The following is an 18,525-nucleotide window of genomic DNA, read 5'->3' on the forward strand; positions in this document are numbered from 1 at the left end:
ATTAAATCGTTAGACTATTCGCACCTGAATACGAATCCTTTTTTGCGTATGGTTTCAATATAATCCACATCGCTGTGTTCACGTATTTTCTTTCTCAGGTAACTGATATACACGTTGATATAGTTGGTTTGGGTGTCAAAATGAATATCCCAAACTTTCTCAGCCAATTCTTCCTGAGTGATCACACGGTTTTTATTCTTCAGAAAATAAACCAAGAGGTTAAACTCGTTGTTGGTCAGCTGTACCTCTTCCCCATTGATGGTAAACCTGCGCTTCAGCAAATCAACCCGAAGCTCACCGCAGCTAAGCATTTGGTCACCAGCTTTCTCAGATCTCCGTTTGATGGCATCGAGACGGGCAATTAATTCTTCGGTGTTAAAAGGCTTTGTGAGATAGTCATCGGCACCCACTTTTAGCATTTTGACCTTCACATCAGTTTCTTGTTCTCCAGAAAGGATAAGTACCGGTGTGCTCACATTCTTATCGCGAATATTTTTGCAAACTTCGTAACCGTCCCCGTCTGGCAGACCAAGGTCGAGTATTATCATGTCAAAATCGTTTTCTACAGCACTTGACTCCCCCTCCTTTGCATTATCAATGGTAGTTACGGAATTACCGTTGTGTTCGAGTACTGCTTTCACCAATGTACGAACAGAAGGATCGTCTTCAATAACAAGTATTTTCATCGCCTGTTTATGGGTTTTGAGTGTAATAAAATGTGAGTGCTTAACATCTATGAACCGCTATTCAAATATTTTATTAAAACAACTTAACAAAGATTGCGGCTAAAAGTATAACAAAATTCATCAGGATTCAACGTATCCTGTTTTCTGTAACCACTTGTATGCTTTGGTTATATAGACCGAAGATAATTTGTGTGTAGCTTCTACGAGCTTAAAGTTTGCGTTAAACCCCTCTTCTTTAAGAAGTTCAATACATTCCTTTTGTGGTTCGGGATACACACTGGTATCGTCTTCACCATGAAGCGCTAAAATATTCAGGTGTTTTGCTTGTTTTCTGCGTCCTTCAAAGGCCTCGGTCTTAATTCGTCCACCTATCACAATTAAGTCTTTAACCTTCTTCCAGCGTGAAAAAGCAAAATAACCGCCAAGATATCCCCCCATGGAATATCCAAAAATGCACATCCGGCTAATCTGTACGGTATCGGTCAAATCATCCAAAATTCCTTCTATAAAACCGGAAGCAACTTCCATCGACTTTAAGAATTGTTCCTGATTGCCATCGTACAAATACCAGGAACGGCCCCATTGAGAAACATTTCTTTTTCCTTTTCGATCATAAATGGGATAAGGAGCTTGAATAAATAAATGGTAGGCCTTAATTGTCTTCAGCTTTTTAACCTTTTTTTCAAAAAACTCAATGTTCTGGTTAAAACCGTGCAAATATAAAATAAGCGGTTTTTCACCCTTATCCCCAGTTTCAATCAATTTGTACGGTACTTCGATCTCAAACGAAGCCTTTCCTGAAACGAGCACATCTTGCATAGAAGGAATGAATTGAGAGAGCAGTTGCTGAACTGTTTTTATTATAGCCTATGGCGGTGAAAATAGTATGTTTAAATATACTTTCCCACTGCTTAACAGAAATAATGCATATTATTTGCAATAAAAAAGGCATCCCCTGTTTAAGAGGATGCCTCAATTTGATTAGGCGTTCGACCTTTATTCTTCTTCGTCGTTACCCAACAATACTTTTCTGGAGAGACGAAGTTTATTGCCGGGCTCAATTTTGAGCAACTTAACTTCAATCTCATCACCCACGCTCATGTAGTCTTCTACATTTTTAACGTGCTTGTTGTCAATCTCAGAGATGTGCAACAGTCCATCACGACCGGGAGCAATCTCAACAAAGGCTCCGAAGTCTTTAATGGTTTTAACAGTACCTTTGTACACAGCGCCTTCTTCCAACTGACCCGTAATCGCTTTGATACGATCCTGAGCATCTTTGGCTTTATCCAGGCTGTCTGCGGAAATGGTAATCTGTCCTTTACCCTGGTCATCTTCTTCGATCCAGATTTCAGTATCTGTTTCTTTCTGGAGGGTTTGAATCACTTTACCGCCAGGTCCAATCACCGCACCAATGGTATCGCCGTCAATTTCCATCTTAATAAACTGCGGAGCGTACTCAGAAAGTTGCTCACGAGGTGTGGAAATAGTTTCAGCCATTTTACCAAGAATGTGCATACGGCCTACTCTGGCTTGCTCAAGGGCTTCTTCCATAACATCAAAAGAGATACCCTGAACTTTCATATCCATCTGGCAGGCAGTGATACCATCAGCGGTACCAGCTGTTTTGAAGTCCATGTCGCCCATGAAGTCTTCTTCGCCACGGATATCAGAAAGTACCACCTGGTCATTCTCTCCAACAATCATACCCATTGCAATACCTGCAACTGGTTTCTTGAGGGGAACACCAGCATCCATCAGTGCCATTGAACCACCGCAAACGGAGGCCATGGAAGAGGAACCGTTGGATTCGGTAATATCAGAAATCACACGGATAACGTATCCGAACTCATCAAAAGTCGGCATCATCATGCGGAGCGAGCGCTCAGCAAGGTGACCGTGACCAATTTCACGACGCCCGGGTCCTCTAAGGAATCCGGCTTCACCTACAGAGTATGGTGGGAAGTTGTAGTGCAGGAAGAACTGCTTGGCTTCTTCGTCGAAAAGCGTATCAACAGCCTGCTCATCCTTCTTGGTACCTAAGGTTACAGATACCAGAGCCTGGGTTTCGCCACGGGTGAAAATAGCAGAACCATGGGTACGGGCCAAGTAACCGGCCTGTGTCCAGATATCGCGAATATCTTCAGGAGCACGACCGTCAATGCGGCGTTTTTTCTCCAGAATCATGTTGCGAAGTTCTTCTTTCTCAACCGAACTCAGAATATCTTTGATGAGATCGAGCTCTTCTTCGTGCTCTTCTTCGAGTTCAGCAATTACGCTGTCTTTGGCTTCCTGCAGCTTGGCACTGTATTCTTCTTTGCCAAGACCAATATTTACTACTTCTTTAATTTTGTCGGTAGCCAGCTCACGAACTTTGTTTTCCAGCTCTTCAGGATTTTCTTCCGGAGTGAATTCCCGTTTTTCACGGCCAAATTCTTCTCTCAGTTCTTCCTGGAATTCACACAAGGTGATGATAGAACGGTGTGCCGCTTTAATAGCACCCAGCATATCGCCTTCAGAAATTTCATCCATTTCTCCTTCCATCATCAATACGGAGTCAGCTGTACCGCCAACAATCATATCGATGTCGCTTTCTTCCAATTCGGAAAGCGTTGGGTTGATAACATACTCGCCATCAACACGGCCAACTCGAACTTCGGCCATCGGGCCATCAAAAGGAACGTCAGACATGTGGAGGGCTGCAGAGGCACCAAATCCACCTAATACGTCTCCGTCGTTTTCTCCGTCAGAAGAAACAACGTAAGAGATGATCTGAGTTTCGCACAAATATCCTTTAGGGAAAAGCGGACGCAAACTGCGGTCAATTAAACGGCTTGAGAGTACTTCCTTCTCAGAAGGACGTCCCTCACGCTTCATGAAACCACCGGGGAAACGTCCACCGGCTGAAAAACTTTCTCTGTGATCAACAACTAAAGGGAAAAAATTCTGTCCTGGCTTGGGCTCTTTGGCACTCACTGCGGTACACAGTACCTGAGTGTCTCCCATTCTTACTACAACAGCGCCATCGGCTTGCTTGGCAATCCGGCCTGTTTCTACGGATAGCACCTTACCCGGTGCAAATTCTACACTTCTAATATCTTCTTTCATTATGTCTTGCTTTGTCTTTATTGATTTGCCTACCCTGCCGGCAACGGATAGGAAGAAATAGCGGCAGGATTAAGTGAAAAAGGCCCCACGATGGAGCCTTTTTATAGAATAAACTTACTTACGGATACCGAGTTCTTTGATAAGTTCTCTGTACTTCTCGATATCGTTTTTCATCAGGTAGTTCAGCAACCTTCTTCTTTTACCAACCATTTTCAGCAGGCCACGGCGAGATGCGTGATCTTGCTCATTTTCTTTCAGGTGGTCAGTCAGGTCGTTAATTCTTTTGGTCAGAAGGGCGATTTGTCCTTCGGTGGAACCCGTATCGGTTTCACTTTTACCAAACTTCTTAAATATTTCTTTTTTTTCTTCTGCGGTTATGCTCATTGCAATGGTTTAATTAGTACTTATATAAATCGATTTATAGTTTTGAAAGATAAAGGTTTTTAACCAATTGGACAATCATTCATTGCAATAAATATACGGCGGTTTTTTCCTACTTATACCAATAAAGGCCATTAATAAAAAGTAGCAGCTTCTTATAAGCACGAATGGGAGAAATTCCGTAACGATTGTTTTTTGAACTTAGAGTGCTTTTCAACATTTTGAAGAAACTATACTCGGGGAATTAGAGCGGGTACCTACCCCATTACACTTAATAAGTGCATACGCTATGAGTAAAACAGGATTGTTAATTCGGGAAGATCAACATGGACAGTCGCCAGCTGCCTATTCTGAAGTCTTTGACAGGTCACATTCTCCCGTTAGCTTCTCTCCCATACAAAAAAAGGAAAACAAAACGGGATTGCCCGATCAGTTAAAGTCAGGGATTGAACAGTTATCCGGTTATTCTTTGGATGACGTGAAGGTTCATTTCAATTCCAATAAACCAGCCCAGCTAAATGCTCATGCGTATGCTCAGGTAACGGATATCCATGTGGCCCCGGGACAAAATCGACACCTGCCCCATGAAGCCTGGCATGTGGTACAGCAAAAACAAGGCCGCGTACAGCCCACTATGCAGATGCCGGGAGGTGTAAAGGTCAATGATGATAAGAGCCTGGAGAAAGAAGCGGATTTTATGGGTGCTAAGGCATTGAGCACAGGAACACACCCGGTAAACTCTTTCCAAACTATTCAGAATTATAACTCAAATGCTTCCTCTGTACAGCAGTTTAAAACCGTAGTGCAACTTGGCTCAGATCCCATCGATGAAAGAGAAGGAATTCCTTTTAAATATGGACTAATTAAGGGAACCTATAGGCCTGCAGATAACACCGCAGACATGCATGTAGAACATAAATCTGCGGATGTTGCCTTTTCGCCTGTAGATGTATACAAGGCATTCACTTTTGTTTATGGTAAGATGGAAAGTACCCGAAGAAGAACGGATGTAAATGGAACTTTGATGTGGAATCCACAGGGAGCCGCTGTAATAAAAATGGTTGCTGAACTAATTGGGGAAGCATTAGGAGACCCTGAATTGGTTGGCTTGGCTCGCGAACTTAAGCGTGAAAGAAAAGCAGGACCTCCGCCTGCAACATCCCGGGATGAGGATGTGATATCACCCGATATAGTACCTGAACATCTACAGTATTTAGGTGCGGCCCGTGGAGCTGAAGGCATAGATATGCAGACGGTAATTCCCGGCAAAAATACAGCCAAAAATATAGAATCTAACATGTTGGAAAATAGTGAAAGAGGCAGAGCAAGATTTCAAAATTACGCCGAAGCGATGACAGAAAGCCTGCCTGTTTCTCTAAGAATCAGAATTTCACAAGCTCAATTGGGTAAATTAATTGAAACAATGGGAAGACTATGATTGGTAAAACTGCACCTGTTAAACAACAAAGTAAATTACCTAAAAGTAACGCAGATCGTAGCACATCAGTAAAAAGCTCAGTATCGTTCAAAATAAACGATAATCGCACATTTTCGACTGCCCAGCTTAAACAAATAAACATGCTTCAGGGCAGCCAGAGAGAAGCTACAATCCAACGTGCCGAACGCAAGACTTCCATATATAACCGAGAGCCTCAAACAAACAATTTTCATAAAGGAATGGAGATTGTGGACTCCACCAGTCCTGAAGCCTACGTACATATTTCAAGGGATGCCGCCCCTGGTGAACATACTGTTAACATTCAGGCAAACCCTCAATATTTCAATGCACTTCAGGAACCGACCAAGCGATCGCATGTTGAGCAAGCCGCTCCAGGTACCCATTTAGATCTTGCCAATTATACTTTGGGCAAGAATGCTCACGTAACGCTTGAGGGCCGGTATGCCTACGTCATGACCCAGCTTGCCGGTGGGTTTGCAGACCTCGCCGGCATCAAAAGTGGTCCGCCGGTAGTAGGTGATTTTGCTAATCTGAATTTTGGATCCTATGAAGACCATGGAGAAGTTCAAAAGTCAGAAAAGGATATTTTCACCTATATATCAAACTATGCCGAAGATGCTGCAGATATTGTAGGAAATAGAGAGGAACGGTTTGAAGGAGAGAAGGCAGAACTACTGAAGCAAATCAATGATGTAGAAAGTGAAACAGCATCTTTTACAGACCGGCTTATTCAAGGTAGTGCACTCAAAGATTTGGACGATGGAAACTTTGTTCATTATGGAGGAGAACCCTGGGACCCCATCATTCCGGAAGACCTTCAATAGAAACAAGTTTGGGACCTGATGTTAACTTTCCATTAATTTCACCTATTCTTCATATACCATTTGTAAACCGGTCCATAGATAGTTTATTTATTCAATAATCAGAGAAAAGAATACATTACTTAGATTTCATGGGTAAGAAGAAATGGTACGAATCTCTTTTTGAGAATTACGCCAAACAATACGATCAGGAAAACTTTACGCAAGGCACGCAGGGCGAGTGTGATTTTATTGAAGAAGAACTAAACCATGATACCTCCCTTTCTATACTGGATGTAGGTTGCGGCACCGGACGCCATACCATTGAACTAACCAAACGTGGCTATAAAGTGACCGGTGTTGATTTGTCCGAGTCACAACTCGAACATGCCAGAGAAAAAGCAACTCAAGCAAATCTTCAGATAGAATTCCAGCAAATGGATGCCCGAAAGTTGGAATTTACCGATCAATTTGATCTGGCCATCATGCTTTGCGAAGGTGGCTTCCCGCTCATGGAAACCGATGAAATGAATTACCAGATTCTGCAAAATGTAACCCAGGCACTTAAAAGTCCCGGAAAGTTCATCTTTACCACTTTGAACGGCCTCTTCCCCATTTGTCATTCGGTCGAAGAATTCTGTGCTTCACAGAGCACAGATGGCAATGCCACTTACTCGAATAATACCTTCGATCTGATGACCTTTAGAGATCATAACGTCACGGAAGTGGTGGATGACAATGGAAATAAAAAAAGGCTGGAATGTAATGAACGGTACTACATTCCTTCCGAAATTACCTGGCTGCTAAAATCCCTGGGCTATCACACAATCGATATTTATGGTGCAGAACTGGGAGCTTTTTCCCGCAATGACCGGCTCACACCTGAAGATTTTGAAATGCTGGTGATTGCTGAAAAATAATTCATAGTGCTAAATCATAAGCTCAAAACCTTATGTATTAAATAACGTCAGTTCGATATAAAACCCGTCATCATAAGCCGTTAATTTTGCCTAAAACCGGAGCAATATCATTGAAGAGATGACAGAATTTGTAATGGGAGTCATTGCGGGACCAGACCCGTGATCTCCTTACTACCGGCAACGCTGGGCAATAACGAGATAATGATGTAAACTACACCATGTATCCCGGTTCTGTGATTCCGTTGCGCTACATCTTGATCGGGATGACAGGCCTATTTTCGTGCCGTTCTTATATCGAACTCACGTTAAATAGGTTTTTTAAGAAACCAAGAATAACCATAAAATAATTGGATTCAGACCAGTCTCAGGTGAATTCAAATGAACGATATACAAATCATAAATTGGTTGCTTGACGGGGATATTTCTATACAATATCAGGTTTACCGGGATTTGTTAGGCGATGACAGAAAGGATCTGCAAAACCGGATTAGCGAGCAAGGCTGGGCCCGGCAGTTTTTATCCAAACGTAATCCAAATGGTTATTGGGGAGCTGGATTCTATCAACCCAAATGGATTTCAACCCACTACACCCTTCTTGACCTTCGTTATTTGAATCTCTCCCGTAACTATGAAAAGGTAAAAGAGACGATCGATTTGGTATTGGATACGGGTAAAGCTGATGATGGAGGTATTAAACTGGGACCTTCTACTGCCCACCGTAGTGATGTTTGCGTAAATGGCATGTTTTTGAATTATGCTTCCTATTTCAAAAGCTCAGAAAACAAATTGCACTCCATTGTTGACAGTATTCTGAATGAAATGATGCCGGATGGCGGCTTCAACTGCAGAACCACACGAAGTGGTGCTACACACAGCTCGTTACATACTACCATCTCTGTACTTGAAGGATTCGTTGAGTTTCAGAAATCAGGATCCCAGTATCGTAAAGTAGAAATTAAAAAAGCCAGAAAAAGTGCAGAGGAATTTATTCTGCTTCACAGGTTATACCTCTCTGACCACACCGGAGAAATCATCCACAAAAACTTTTTAAAATTGTCCTACCCAAGCAGGTGGAGGTATGATATTCTGCGGGCATTGGATTACTTCCGATATGCAGGCAGCAATTGGGATGAAAGAATGGAAAATGCCTTGAACGTAATTGATAAGAAAAGAAACAAAAATAACACATGGAATTTGCAGGCTGCTCATCCTGGAAAAGTGCATTTCCTCATGGAAAAAGCAGGTAAACCCAGCCGATGGAATACGCTAAGAGCTTTGCGTGTGCTATCACATTTCAAAAAGGGCAAGAAAACTCTCAACCATCAAAACTAAAATTATGAAACATCAAATTTACTGCCTGATTCTAACGGGCTTATTTCTGATCAGTATACAAGGAGTGACCTTTTCACAGGACCTACCTGAAGCATCGATTGATGAAATTAAGTCTGAGATTTTAAGGGCTTTTGATAAAAGCATTGAGGCAGGTGAGAAACTGGATGCTAGTGCTATTTCGGCTACTACTAATGATTATTATCAAGCTGGGTTTATCGACAACGGATTGTACTACTCCTCATTTGATGATTTGATGGTGAATTTTAAAAGAGGGATAAGTGGATTACAATCACAACGGATAAATGTTGATACCAAAAAAGTAACGGTACTTTCCAGCAACAAAGCTCTGCTAACGGCTGACGGAGATTTCTCGGCAAAATTAGCGGATGGACGGACTATAACCGGACGCTTTGCCTGGACTTTTGTATATGCTTTAATGGATGATGAATGGAAAGTGATCCATTCCCACATGTCAAACCCAAGAATTTAGATTAAGCTATTATGTGAATTCTTGAAAAGTATTTGTAGCCATTATAATTGACGTGCAGATTTACTTACCTTCAATGCAATCATGCATTGTTCAACAGGAAAAAACCAATACCCGACCAAATTCTTAGCAGAAACCGCGCTGATTGAGATCCACATTGAACGAAATTTCCCACCGGATCAAGGACCTCAGGATGTTTACAAGTGTGAGTTTTGCGGAGACTGGCATCTGACAAGTAAATCTCCAAGCCGAAATGAGCGATTGCAAAAAATGATCGATTCCGGCGAAATGCGTTTAAAACAACAGGCAAAACATTGGGAATAAACGGCTGACTGAAAGATGCTAATTCAGTAAATCCAAACTCCGCTGCTTATCCTCTCCTAATTGAGCTTTCAATGCTTCAATTCCATCAAACTTTTTCTCGTCTCTGATGCGATCTACAAAGCGAACCTGGATAGTATCCCCATAAATTTCCTGATCGAAATCGAAGATATTGACTTCCAGCGTTCGAATAGGGTCGTCAAAAGTTGGGCGGACACCAATGTTCATCATCCCACCAAACCACTCGTCTTTAACGCGAACCTTAACGGCATATACGCCATTTTTGGGAACCACTTTATTCTTATGCTCAGGCTTTAGATTAGCCGTGGGATAACCAATGGTTCGGCCCCGTTCATCCCCATGCATCACAATGCCGTTTAGCAGATACATGCGCCCCAAATATTCGGCGGCCTGTTTCACATCTCCCTCTTCAGCCAGTGTTTTGCGGATCATGGTACTGCTAATGGTCACATCTCCCATTTCCTGTTTGGAGACTACATAGGAATCAAAATCAAGTTCAGAACCAAGGCGTTCAATGGTCTCAATAGTCCCCTCACGGTCACGACCAAAATGATGATCGTAGCCGATCACAAACTCACTGACCCCGATCTTATCGTAAATCACATCCCGGATAAATTCTTCGGAACTGAGCAGTGAGAAATCACGGTCAAAAGGGATCACCAGCAGGATATCGATCCCCAGATCTTCCAGCACTTCGCAGCGTTCTTCGAGCGTAGTCAGTAGTTTGATGCCACCTTGTCCGGGATTTATAATTTCTCTGGGATGTGGGTTAAAGGTGACCACAACGCTTCGGGCATCCCGCTTCCGGGCTTTATCAACTACCGTCTCCATTAGTTTGCGATGCCCCAGGTGTACGCCGTCAAACGTACCCACCGTTACTACGGTATTTGGTTCTCGTGTGATATTTTTTAACTCAACTAACTTTCCCATATCTCCTTTAGTTGATCAGCCATTTCATGCGGATGTAAAGCGTCTTCAACCAAAAAATGACCAATAGACGTTCGTTCCAATCCACTTAAAAATCCTTTTGAATCCAGGGCTTCTCCTAAATCTCTCGCTAAAGAGCGGATATAAGTCCCTTTACTGCAAACAATCTTCAGAGTCAGTACAGGAGGGTCGTATTTTATAATTTCATGATTGTGAAACGTAACCTGCCGGGGTAAACGCACCACTTCTTCCCCTTTCCGAGCCAGCTCGTACAGTTTCTTCCCTCCGTATTTTAGAGCAGAATACATGGGCGGAATTTGTTCGACCGTACCGGTAAATTCTTCATCCAGCACCTGCTCTATTTTTTCCGGGGTGATATGCTCCCAGCCGGCTTCTTCGTTCACCTCTCCTTCGGCATCATAAGTAGTTGTAGCTTTGCCAAAGGTGATCTCTCCTACATAAGTTTTTGGCAAATCCTGAATCATGGAGATGGATTTGGTTGCCTTGCCACAGCATAGAATTAGCATGCCCGTAGCCAAGGGATCCAGCGTACCGGCATGCCCCGTTTTCTTAACCCGGATTCGTTTTCGCAAAAACTTCACCACATCAAAACTGGACCATTCCAGAGGTTTGTCAATCAGAAAGATGGCACCCTTGGTTAAATCGGTGTCTTTATCGGGCAGGTTATGCTTGCCGTAAACGGGTATTTCATCCAGCGGAAGTGCTCTGGCCATCAGTTGCTACTGTCTTGATCTTCAGAATCTTTTTCTGGGATATCTACCTTTTTGAAAAGCTGTTCAATCCGGTTCACATACTCTGCGGTATCATCCTGGTAAAAGTGAAGTTCAGGAATTTTACGAACCTGGTTTTTGATTTTGGAAGCCAGTTCATAACGAATCTCATCGATATGCTCGTTGATAAACTGATATACCGGCATGTCATCCCGGCCCGGAGCAAAAACACTTAAATACACTCTGGCTATTGACAGGTCATCAGTCATTTTTACACTGGTAACCGTTACAAAGGTCCCGTCAGGCTGATATGATTGCTGAATGATTTGGCCAAGATCTTTTTTTATGACTGCGGCCAATCTTTTTGGTCTGAAACCCATAGTACGTTTGATTTGGGATTCTAATTATCCACTAAATAATAAAACCTGTCTGGTTTGATTGCTCATTAGCATGAACAAAATACATGCAAACCGGACAGGCTTTTAATTGTTTGCTTACCCTGCGGAATCTTCGAGGGTTCGTTTCTCTTCAATGATCTTGTAACTCTCAATCTGGTCACCAACTTTGATATCGTTGTAACCCTGAATGCTAATACCACATTCGTAACCGGAGCTTACTTCTCTCACATCGTCTTTGAAACGTTTGAGGGCATCAATCTCTCCATCATAAATCACTACGCCATCGCGTACCAATCGGATTGGATTGTTTCGCTCTACCTTACCTTCGGTTACATAACAACCGGCAATGGTACCCACTTTGGATACTTTGAAAGTTTCGCGTACATCCACAACACCCATCATTTCTTCTTTCAATTCGGGTGACAGAAGTCCCTCAAGGGCATCGCGCACTTCATCAACGGCATCGTAGATAACGCTGAATAGTCGAATATCGATTTCTTCGCTTTCAGCCAGTTTTCGAGCCTGTGATGTCGGCCGTACCTGGAAACCAATGATAATAGCATCCGAGGCCGAAGCCAGCAATACATCCGATTCGGAAATTGCACCGGCACCGGTGTGAATGATGTTTACAGCTACCTCGTCGGTACTCAGTTTCTGGAGTGAACCGGAAAGGGCCTCGATTGAGCCATCCACGTCGGCTTTGATAATAATATTGAGCTCGGAAACTTCACCAAGTGCGAGACGCCGGGAAATATCATCCAACGACATATGCTTGGTTTTGCGCATGGCCTGCTCGCGGCGGATTTGCATCCTTTCGTTGGCAATATCTTTGGCCAGTTTTTCATCTTCTGCTACAATCAGTTTGTCGCCCGCCTGTGGCATGTCATCAAAACCCATTAGCTGTACGGGAGTTGAGGGCCCGGCCTCTTGTACTCGCTGACCATGCTCGTTTTCCATAGCACGAACGCGACCAAAACATGGACCGGCCACAAATGGATCTCCCACTTTAAGCGTACCACCCTGCACCAGGATGTTGGATACAATACCTTTTCCTTTATCAAGTCGGGCTTCCAGTACCACACCGTCTGCACGACGATTTGGATTGGCTTTGAGTTCCATCAGCTCGGCTTCAATCAATACTTTCTCGAGCAAGTCTTCAATTCCTTGTCCGGTATGGGCCGATACTTCAGCGTACTGCACCTTTCCGCCGTATTCCTCAACAATCACATCATGCTCGGCAAGCTGTGACTTGATACGATCGGGATTAACACCTTCTTTATCCATCTTGTTGATGGCAACCACAATCGGTACTCCGGCAGCCTTGGCGTGATTAATCGCCTCAATGGTTTGAGGCATCACGGAATCATCACCGGCAACAACCAGAATTACAATATCGGTAGCCTGTGCACCACGCGAACGCATAGCGGTAAAGGCCTCGTGACCCGGCGTATCCAGGAAGGTGATTTTTTGATTGCTGTGTACTACTTCATAAGCACCTACGTGCTGAGTAATACCTCCGGCCTCGCCGGCAGCTACTTTCTCTTCACGGATGTAATCAAGTAATGATGTTTTACCGTGATCAACGTGACCCATTACGGTAATAATAGGAGCGCGGTCTTCAAGATCTTCTTCATCATCCTCGGGAACGGTAAGGTCTTCATCCATTTCCTCGGCATCAATAAATTTCACTTCTTTGCCATATTCCTCGGCAACCAATTCAATGGTTCCCGCATCAAGGCGCTGGTTGATGGTGATCATCAAACCAATACTCATACAAACGGAGATAATGTCATTAACTCCAACATCCAGCAGGTCAGCCAATTCGTTGGCAGTGATGAACTCGGTAGTCTCGATAATATCGGACTCGAGCTCTTCCATCTCCTGCTGCTTTTGGAGTTCCTCCTCGCGTTCCTCGCGACGTTCCCGACGGCGTTTCTGGCGCTTACTACCCACCGTTTTAGAAGATTTCATCTTCTTGAGGGTCTCGCGCATCATTTTATCAACATCCGTCTCATCAACTTCAGAGCGACGCGACTTTTTCTTCTTGCGCTTTCTGGTCTTATTGTTGCTATCGGATTTCGACGAGTCGTCGTCCTTGCGATCTTTTCTGCGTTTACGTTTTTTGCGAGGTTTGCGATCTGCAATGTCGCTGGTGAAGGAAGCTTTACCTAAAACTTTGGTTCCTTTCAGTTTTCCTGCAGAACCACGGATGACATCATCGTCATCTTCTTCGTCTTCCTTCTTGTCAGATTTTTTAGTCTTCTTTTTCTCTGCTTTCTCTTCGTCATCAGATTTTGACTTAGACTCAGCCTTCTCTTTTTCTTCTTTCTTAGCCTCGGCTTTTTTCTTTTCTTCCTCAGCCTTCTTTTTCTTCTCTTCTTCAGCTTTAGCTGCTTCCTGTTTGGCCTTCTCAGCTTCTTTAGCTTCTTTTTCTTTCGCTTCCGCCTCGGCTTTAGCTTTTGCTTCTTCAGCCTCTTTGGCCTTCTGCTCTTCTTCTTTAGCCTTCTTTTCAGCCGCTTTAGCCTTTTCTTCTTCAGCTTTTGCTTCTGCTTCGTCTTCGGCAGGGGTTTCTTTTTCCTCTTCCGATTTGTCTGCAGTAGTTTCTTCTGGCTGCCCTTCCTCTTCCTGAGGCTCAAGAGTTGCTTCCGGGGAATCGTCCTCTGGTTCCAGATCCGTTTCCTCATCCTCCGGCTCTAAGCCCATGGAATCTTCGATAGGCTCCAGCACATTATCCAATGTAACGCTTTCGTTGCGCTGGCTTTTAATTTGATTGCGACGGTTTTCATATTCCTCACGAGCACGTTCGTGGTCCTCGCTTTTGGCTTTATCGTCCCCATATTCAGCACTCAAAACTCCGTACATTTCGGAGGTGATTTTGAAATTAGGGCGATTAGCCGCATCAAAACCATTTTCGTTCAACGTATCCACTATAGACTGTGTGGCTACATTAAATTCAGATGCAACTTTAAATAAGGGCTTAGGTCTTTTAGACGTCATAAATGGGTTTTAAAATGTGAGCTTATAAACTAAGAATTTTTAAGTGGAATTGCCCTCTACTGTTCGTCTTCAAATTCGTAGGCAATTACACTCATAATTTTCTCAGCAAGCTCGGGATCTATTTCTTCGTTCGTTCTGCTTACTAATTCTTCTTCACTCAGTTCCAATACGGCACGGGCGGTATCGCAACCAATGTCGTGCAGCAACTGAATGACATCTTCGCCAAAGTCGATGGCAAATTCGTCAATATCAATATCATCTTCTTCTTCAACTTCGCGATAAACATCAATTTCTACACCTGCCAGCTTGGATGCAAGGCGAATATTTACTCCACCTTTACCAATGGCTTTTGAAACTTCATCGGCAGGAACAAGCACATTCGCTTGCTTAGCTTCCGGATTGAGTTCCACCTTCAATACTTCAGCAGGCTGCAGAGCCCGCTTAATGAATTCGATGGGATCATCGGTGTAGTTGATTACGTCAATATTTTCGTTTTGCAGCTCTCGTACAATGGCATGAATTCGAATTCCTTTCATCCCCACACAAGCACCAACGGGGTCAACGCGCTCATCGTGCGACAATACTGCTACTTTAGAACGGTCACCCGGAGAGCGTGCAATTCGGACTAATTCAATAATACCGTCAAATACTTCCGGAATCTCATTTTCAAACAATCGCTCCAGGAACAATTCAGAAGTTCTGGAGATGATAACCGTTGGGTTACCATTGCGCATACGCACTTCCGTAACAACCGCGCGGATGGTATCGCCTTTGCGGTAACGGTCTTTGTAAATCTGTTCGCTTTTTGGCAACAACAACTCCACCCCGTTGTGATTCACCAGGATATCTTTGTTGTTGCGCACCTGGTACACATCACCAAGAATGATCTCTCCGATACGATCGGAGTAATCTTCGTAAATATTGTCTTTTTCAATTTCACGGATGCGCTGAGCCAGTTGTTGCCGGGCCATCGTTACAGCACGTCTGCCGAAATCGGTAATAGCTACTTCCTGAGCAAGCTCATCATATAATTCCACATCAGGATCCACTTTTTGCGCATCCTCCAAGCTGATTTCAGCTACAGGATCGGTCAGCTCATCAGACGGCACTACCTCACGTACGTGCAAGATCTGAATCTCTCCCCGATCGGCGTTGAGAATTACCTCAAAAGCGTCATCCGATTCATACTTCTTCCGGATCATAGTGCGAAATACATCTTCCAGGATCGAAAGCAGCATATCGCGCTCAATGCCCTTTTCATGGGCAATCTCGGCAAAGGAAGAGATAATCTGTTTGGATAGTTCGTTTTGCATCAGTTTGGCTTGCTTAAATTACGGGGATAATTTTTGTTTCTACAATCTTGTCAAACGGTATCAGTGTTTCCACTTCTTCCTCATCAGTGATTTCTACCGCTTCTTCTGTCACTCCGGTGATCACCCCGTCAATTTTGAGGTATTCACCTTCATCACTCTTGTATTTAACCGTAGCGACACGGCCTTCATTTTGGGGATATTGCCGGCGATCACTGAGCGGACGACCTAAACCTGGTGAAGAAACATTCAAACGATATTTCTTATCAAACAGATCGTGAGCTTCTATCAATAAACCAAGCTCTTTGCTGATTTCAGAATAGATATCAACGTTCACTCCACCCTTTTCACTGTCCAGAAGTATCCATACTTCTGGGATGCCGCTTCCGGTTTTCAACTCAACATCCACCAAAAACAAATCTTGGCCTTCTGCCAGCGGTATCGCTAAGTCTTTAATATTTTTTATTATATCAATGCTCATTTTTCCCAAATTCAGGTACAAAAAAAAGCGAGTGCCTTTCGACGCTCACTGCCTTCCAAAGGTAGCTCTATTTCGTCTAAATTTCAATGAAACAAACAGATTGAAGATAGATTCATTTTTGGTTTACTGGTTTTTGGACTAAATTTGGGTGCTATCAAGCAATCATTTATCCTCTTATTTATATGTATTCCCCCATGCGATTAGTTTTACTTAGTCTTATTATTTTAGCCAGCATTATATCCATTACTTCCTGTGCAAAAGAAAAATCCCAAACAAAAGAACCTCAAACCACTACCCGTCAACTCGACTATACCCGTGAGGTTACTTTTCTAAATGACAGCTCGGAGCCCATATCTACCGTTCGGGTGGCCGTAGCCGATGAGCCGGAAGAAAGAAATCAAGGCCTGATGGATGTAACCGAACTCCCCTCGGATGCCGGAATGCTTTTCATCTTCTCAGAAGAACAGGAACTTAGCTTTTACATGGCCAATACCCCTTTGCCATTGGATATTATTTACGTGAACAACGATAGTACCATTGTTCGGATTCATCACAGTACATCCCCTTTCAGCAGCAAGCAGCTTCGGTCCGGGCAGCCCGCTCGTTATGTAGTAGAAACCAATGGCGGATATTGTGTATCCAATGATATTAGAGAAGGCCAAAAAATACGCTTTTAACTTCTGGAGATAAGTTTAATAGCCACAAAAACTCCTAATATCAGGTTTGTAACCTGTAATCATATACCTTGGATATTAGACTGGGATGCACTCCTTTGGTTATTTTATTATAATAAGGAATGAATCTACTCAGATCTCTTCTTCTTATGTCCTTGATTGGGCTCTCCTACCCAACATCTGGACAAACAATATCTGGTCAGATTATTAATCAAGAAACGGGTTCTCCTCTTCCCTATGCCTCTATACTTCTGAAAAATACAAATGCAGGGACGGCGTCAAATAGTGACGGTGATTTTAGTTTAGAAACGGCCTCAAAAGCGGATACACTTGTTGTAAGCTATTTAGGCTTTGAAACCAAAGAAGTACCGCTCACTGGAAATTATATTCCGCTTACCATTTCTCTTAAACCGTCTGTAGTGGGTGAATCGGAAATAAATGTAACCGATGACTTCGAAATAGAACTGGTTGAAAAAGCCATCCAAAAAGTTAATGATAGTGATGAAGGCCGCGCTTTTGGGAGAGCCTTTTACCGACAGTTGACGAAGTCAGGGGCAGTGTACACTGAATTTGTTGAAACTTTTTACGATGCGGAAATCTCGCCAAACCACATTGAACGGTGGAAAGTTGATGAAGGTCGCTATGCGGTTATCCCCTACGATAGCCTGCGTTATACTATGTATCATCGTAACCTATCCATTTTTTCCCGGATTGAGCTTGTAGACCAACAGCCTTACCGCAATAGTATTATCTGGCCTCTGCGGGATGATACCCGGCAGTATTATAATTTCTATCTGGAAAGAAGCTACCCTGGCACGTCTGAAAATATCCTGGAGATATCTTTTGAGAAAAAAGACAACCTCCCAAAACCTGGATTTGAAGGAACATTGATAATGACCGATAGCACCCATCAGCTTCTTGAGCTCTCTGTTTATATCAACGACCCAAATTTCAATCCTATCAGTCCACTGGCCAAAAAGGCAGAAGTAAAAAATACCACCCTGGAAATTGTGTTTACAAGAACCTCAGTAAATAATGGACAACCATTTCCCAATAGAATTAGCGTAAACCTTGCGTACGATTACCTTAAGAAGAAAGGCCTTTTCGGGAAAACCGACTTCGAGAAAAGAATTGAGACACAGTCCATCTTATATTTTTATGACTATGAGCTTGATGGATTGTCTCAATATCTGACAGATGGCTATTTTGATGAAAACTCTGATATATCTGATTATAGGCGTATAGAAAAAACCGGCTATAACCCGCAATTCTGGGTTGATAATGCAGTTATAAAACGCACTCCGGTGCAACAGGAAGTCATTAACTCTTTTGAAGAGTATGGCTCTTTTGGGAAGATGTTCAATCAAAAGAAATAAGTGTTCTCCATCTCCTTCTTATCCAGATCATTAGTAAAATTCACTAAATCTGTATGGTAAGTGAATTCAGTGAATCACTTTTACAATTTTCATTTGATTTACCTCAGTTTTTAGCG

At 43.1% G+C, this 18,525-nt stretch carries 18 protein-coding genes; 8 read left to right on the forward strand and 10 right to left on the reverse strand.

The genetic code is table 11. The annotated features are described in order from the left end of the window. Positions 1-14: 14 nt before the first annotated feature. From FN815_RS01965 to rpsO, 4 genes are all read right to left on the reverse strand, one after another. The gene (locus FN815_RS01965) at positions 15-686 is read right to left on the reverse strand and encodes a response regulator transcription factor (RefSeq protein WP_142452907.1); all 672 of its coding nucleotides are present in this window, start codon (positions 684-686) and stop codon (positions 15-17) included. Between the two features lie 120 nt (positions 687-806). Further along, positions 807-1,505 carry an alpha/beta hydrolase gene (locus FN815_RS01970; RefSeq protein ID WP_142452908.1) on the reverse strand — a complete coding sequence of 233 codons (699 nt, stop codon included), beginning with the start codon at positions 1,503-1,505 and terminating at the stop codon, positions 807-809. Between the two features lie 177 nt (positions 1,506-1,682). After that, a complete protein-coding gene (pnp, locus tag FN815_RS01975; RefSeq protein ID WP_142452909.1) occupies positions 1,683-3,794 on the reverse strand; it encodes a polyribonucleotide nucleotidyltransferase in 2,112 nt (703 codons plus the stop codon). Between the two features lie 114 nt (positions 3,795-3,908). Continuing rightward, entirely contained in the window at positions 3,909-4,178 is a 270-nt protein-coding gene (gene rpsO, locus FN815_RS01980; RefSeq protein WP_142452910.1) for a 30S ribosomal protein S15, read from the reverse strand. A gap of 286 nt (positions 4,179-4,464) precedes the next feature. Between rpsO and FN815_RS01985 the strand changes: the two genes are divergently transcribed. The 6 genes from FN815_RS01985 to FN815_RS02010 all read left to right on the forward strand — a co-directional run bounded on the left by FN815_RS01985 (position 4,465) and on the right by FN815_RS02010 (position 9,497). Continuing rightward, positions 4,465-5,613, forward strand: coding sequence for an eCIS core domain-containing protein (locus tag FN815_RS01985; RefSeq protein ID WP_142452911.1), 1,149 nt, complete (start codon positions 4,465-4,467; stop codon positions 5,611-5,613). Between the two features lie 248 nt (positions 5,614-5,861). After that, complete coding sequence (locus FN815_RS01990; protein ID WP_221930208.1) at positions 5,862-6,458, forward strand: hypothetical protein; 597 nt, start codon at positions 5,862-5,864, stop codon at positions 6,456-6,458. 128 nt (positions 6,459-6,586) lie between these two features. After that, positions 6,587-7,354, forward strand: a complete 768-nt coding sequence (locus FN815_RS01995) for a class I SAM-dependent methyltransferase (RefSeq protein WP_142452913.1) — start codon at positions 6,587-6,589, stop codon at positions 7,352-7,354. Between the two features lie 378 nt (positions 7,355-7,732). Beyond that, positions 7,733-8,686: a hypothetical protein gene (locus FN815_RS02000; RefSeq protein WP_221930209.1), complete on the forward strand. Its 954-nt coding sequence runs from the start codon at positions 7,733-7,735 to the stop codon at positions 8,684-8,686. A 4-nt stretch (positions 8,687-8,690) separates the two neighbouring features. Continuing rightward, the gene (locus FN815_RS02005) at positions 8,691-9,176 is read left to right on the forward strand and encodes a nuclear transport factor 2 family protein (RefSeq protein ID WP_142452914.1); all 486 of its coding nucleotides are present in this window, start codon (positions 8,691-8,693) and stop codon (positions 9,174-9,176) included. A gap of 81 nt (positions 9,177-9,257) precedes the next feature. Continuing rightward, positions 9,258-9,497, forward strand: a complete 240-nt coding sequence (locus FN815_RS02010; RefSeq protein ID WP_142452915.1) for a hypothetical protein — start codon at positions 9,258-9,260, stop codon at positions 9,495-9,497. Positions 9,498-9,515: 18 nt separating this feature from the next. Here the strand turns inward: FN815_RS02010 and FN815_RS02015 are convergent, their stop codons facing one another. The 6 genes from FN815_RS02015 to FN815_RS02040 form a co-directional block, all read right to left on the reverse strand. Then, positions 9,516-10,445 carry a bifunctional riboflavin kinase/FAD synthetase gene (locus FN815_RS02015; protein WP_142452916.1) on the reverse strand — a complete coding sequence of 310 codons (930 nt, stop codon included), beginning with the start codon at positions 10,443-10,445 and terminating at the stop codon, positions 9,516-9,518. Next, positions 10,433-11,176, reverse strand: coding sequence for a tRNA pseudouridine(55) synthase TruB (gene truB / locus FN815_RS02020; protein WP_142452917.1), 744 nt, complete (start codon positions 11,174-11,176; stop codon positions 10,433-10,435). The genes FN815_RS02015 and truB overlap by 13 nt, the downstream gene beginning before the upstream one ends. Next, complete coding sequence (gene rbfA / locus FN815_RS02025; protein WP_142452918.1) at positions 11,176-11,553, reverse strand: 30S ribosome-binding factor RbfA; 378 nt, start codon at positions 11,551-11,553, stop codon at positions 11,176-11,178. The genes truB and rbfA overlap by 1 nt, the downstream gene beginning before the upstream one ends. 114 nt (positions 11,554-11,667) lie before the next feature. Next, entirely contained in the window at positions 11,668-14,568 is a 2,901-nt protein-coding gene (infB, locus tag FN815_RS02030; RefSeq protein ID WP_142452919.1) for a translation initiation factor IF-2, read from the reverse strand. 56 nt (positions 14,569-14,624) lie between these two features. Then, positions 14,625-15,881, reverse strand: a complete 1,257-nt coding sequence (nusA, locus tag FN815_RS02035) for a transcription termination factor NusA (protein ID WP_142452920.1) — start codon at positions 15,879-15,881, stop codon at positions 14,625-14,627. A 13-nt stretch (positions 15,882-15,894) separates the two neighbouring features. Then, positions 15,895-16,359 (reverse strand): ribosome maturation factor RimP, encoded by a 465-nt coding sequence (locus FN815_RS02040; protein ID WP_142452921.1) that lies wholly within the window; start codon positions 16,357-16,359, stop codon positions 15,895-15,897. Positions 16,360-16,553: 194 nt separating this feature from the next. On the opposite strand from FN815_RS02040, the gene FN815_RS02045 reads away from it, so the two are divergent. Beyond that, entirely contained in the window at positions 16,554-17,036 is a 483-nt protein-coding gene (locus FN815_RS02045) for a DUF192 domain-containing protein (protein WP_142452922.1), read from the forward strand. A 119-nt stretch (positions 17,037-17,155) separates the two neighbouring features. After that, positions 17,156-18,409 (forward strand): carboxypeptidase-like regulatory domain-containing protein, encoded by a 1,254-nt coding sequence (locus FN815_RS02050; protein WP_142452923.1) that lies wholly within the window; start codon positions 17,156-17,158, stop codon positions 18,407-18,409. The last annotated feature ends 116 nt before the right edge of the window (positions 18,410-18,525 follow it).

The sequence above is a fragment of the Gracilimonas mengyeensis genome (assembly GCF_900182705.1).
Lineage (GTDB): Bacteria > Bacteroidota > Rhodothermia > Balneolales > Balneolaceae > Gracilimonas > Gracilimonas mengyeensis.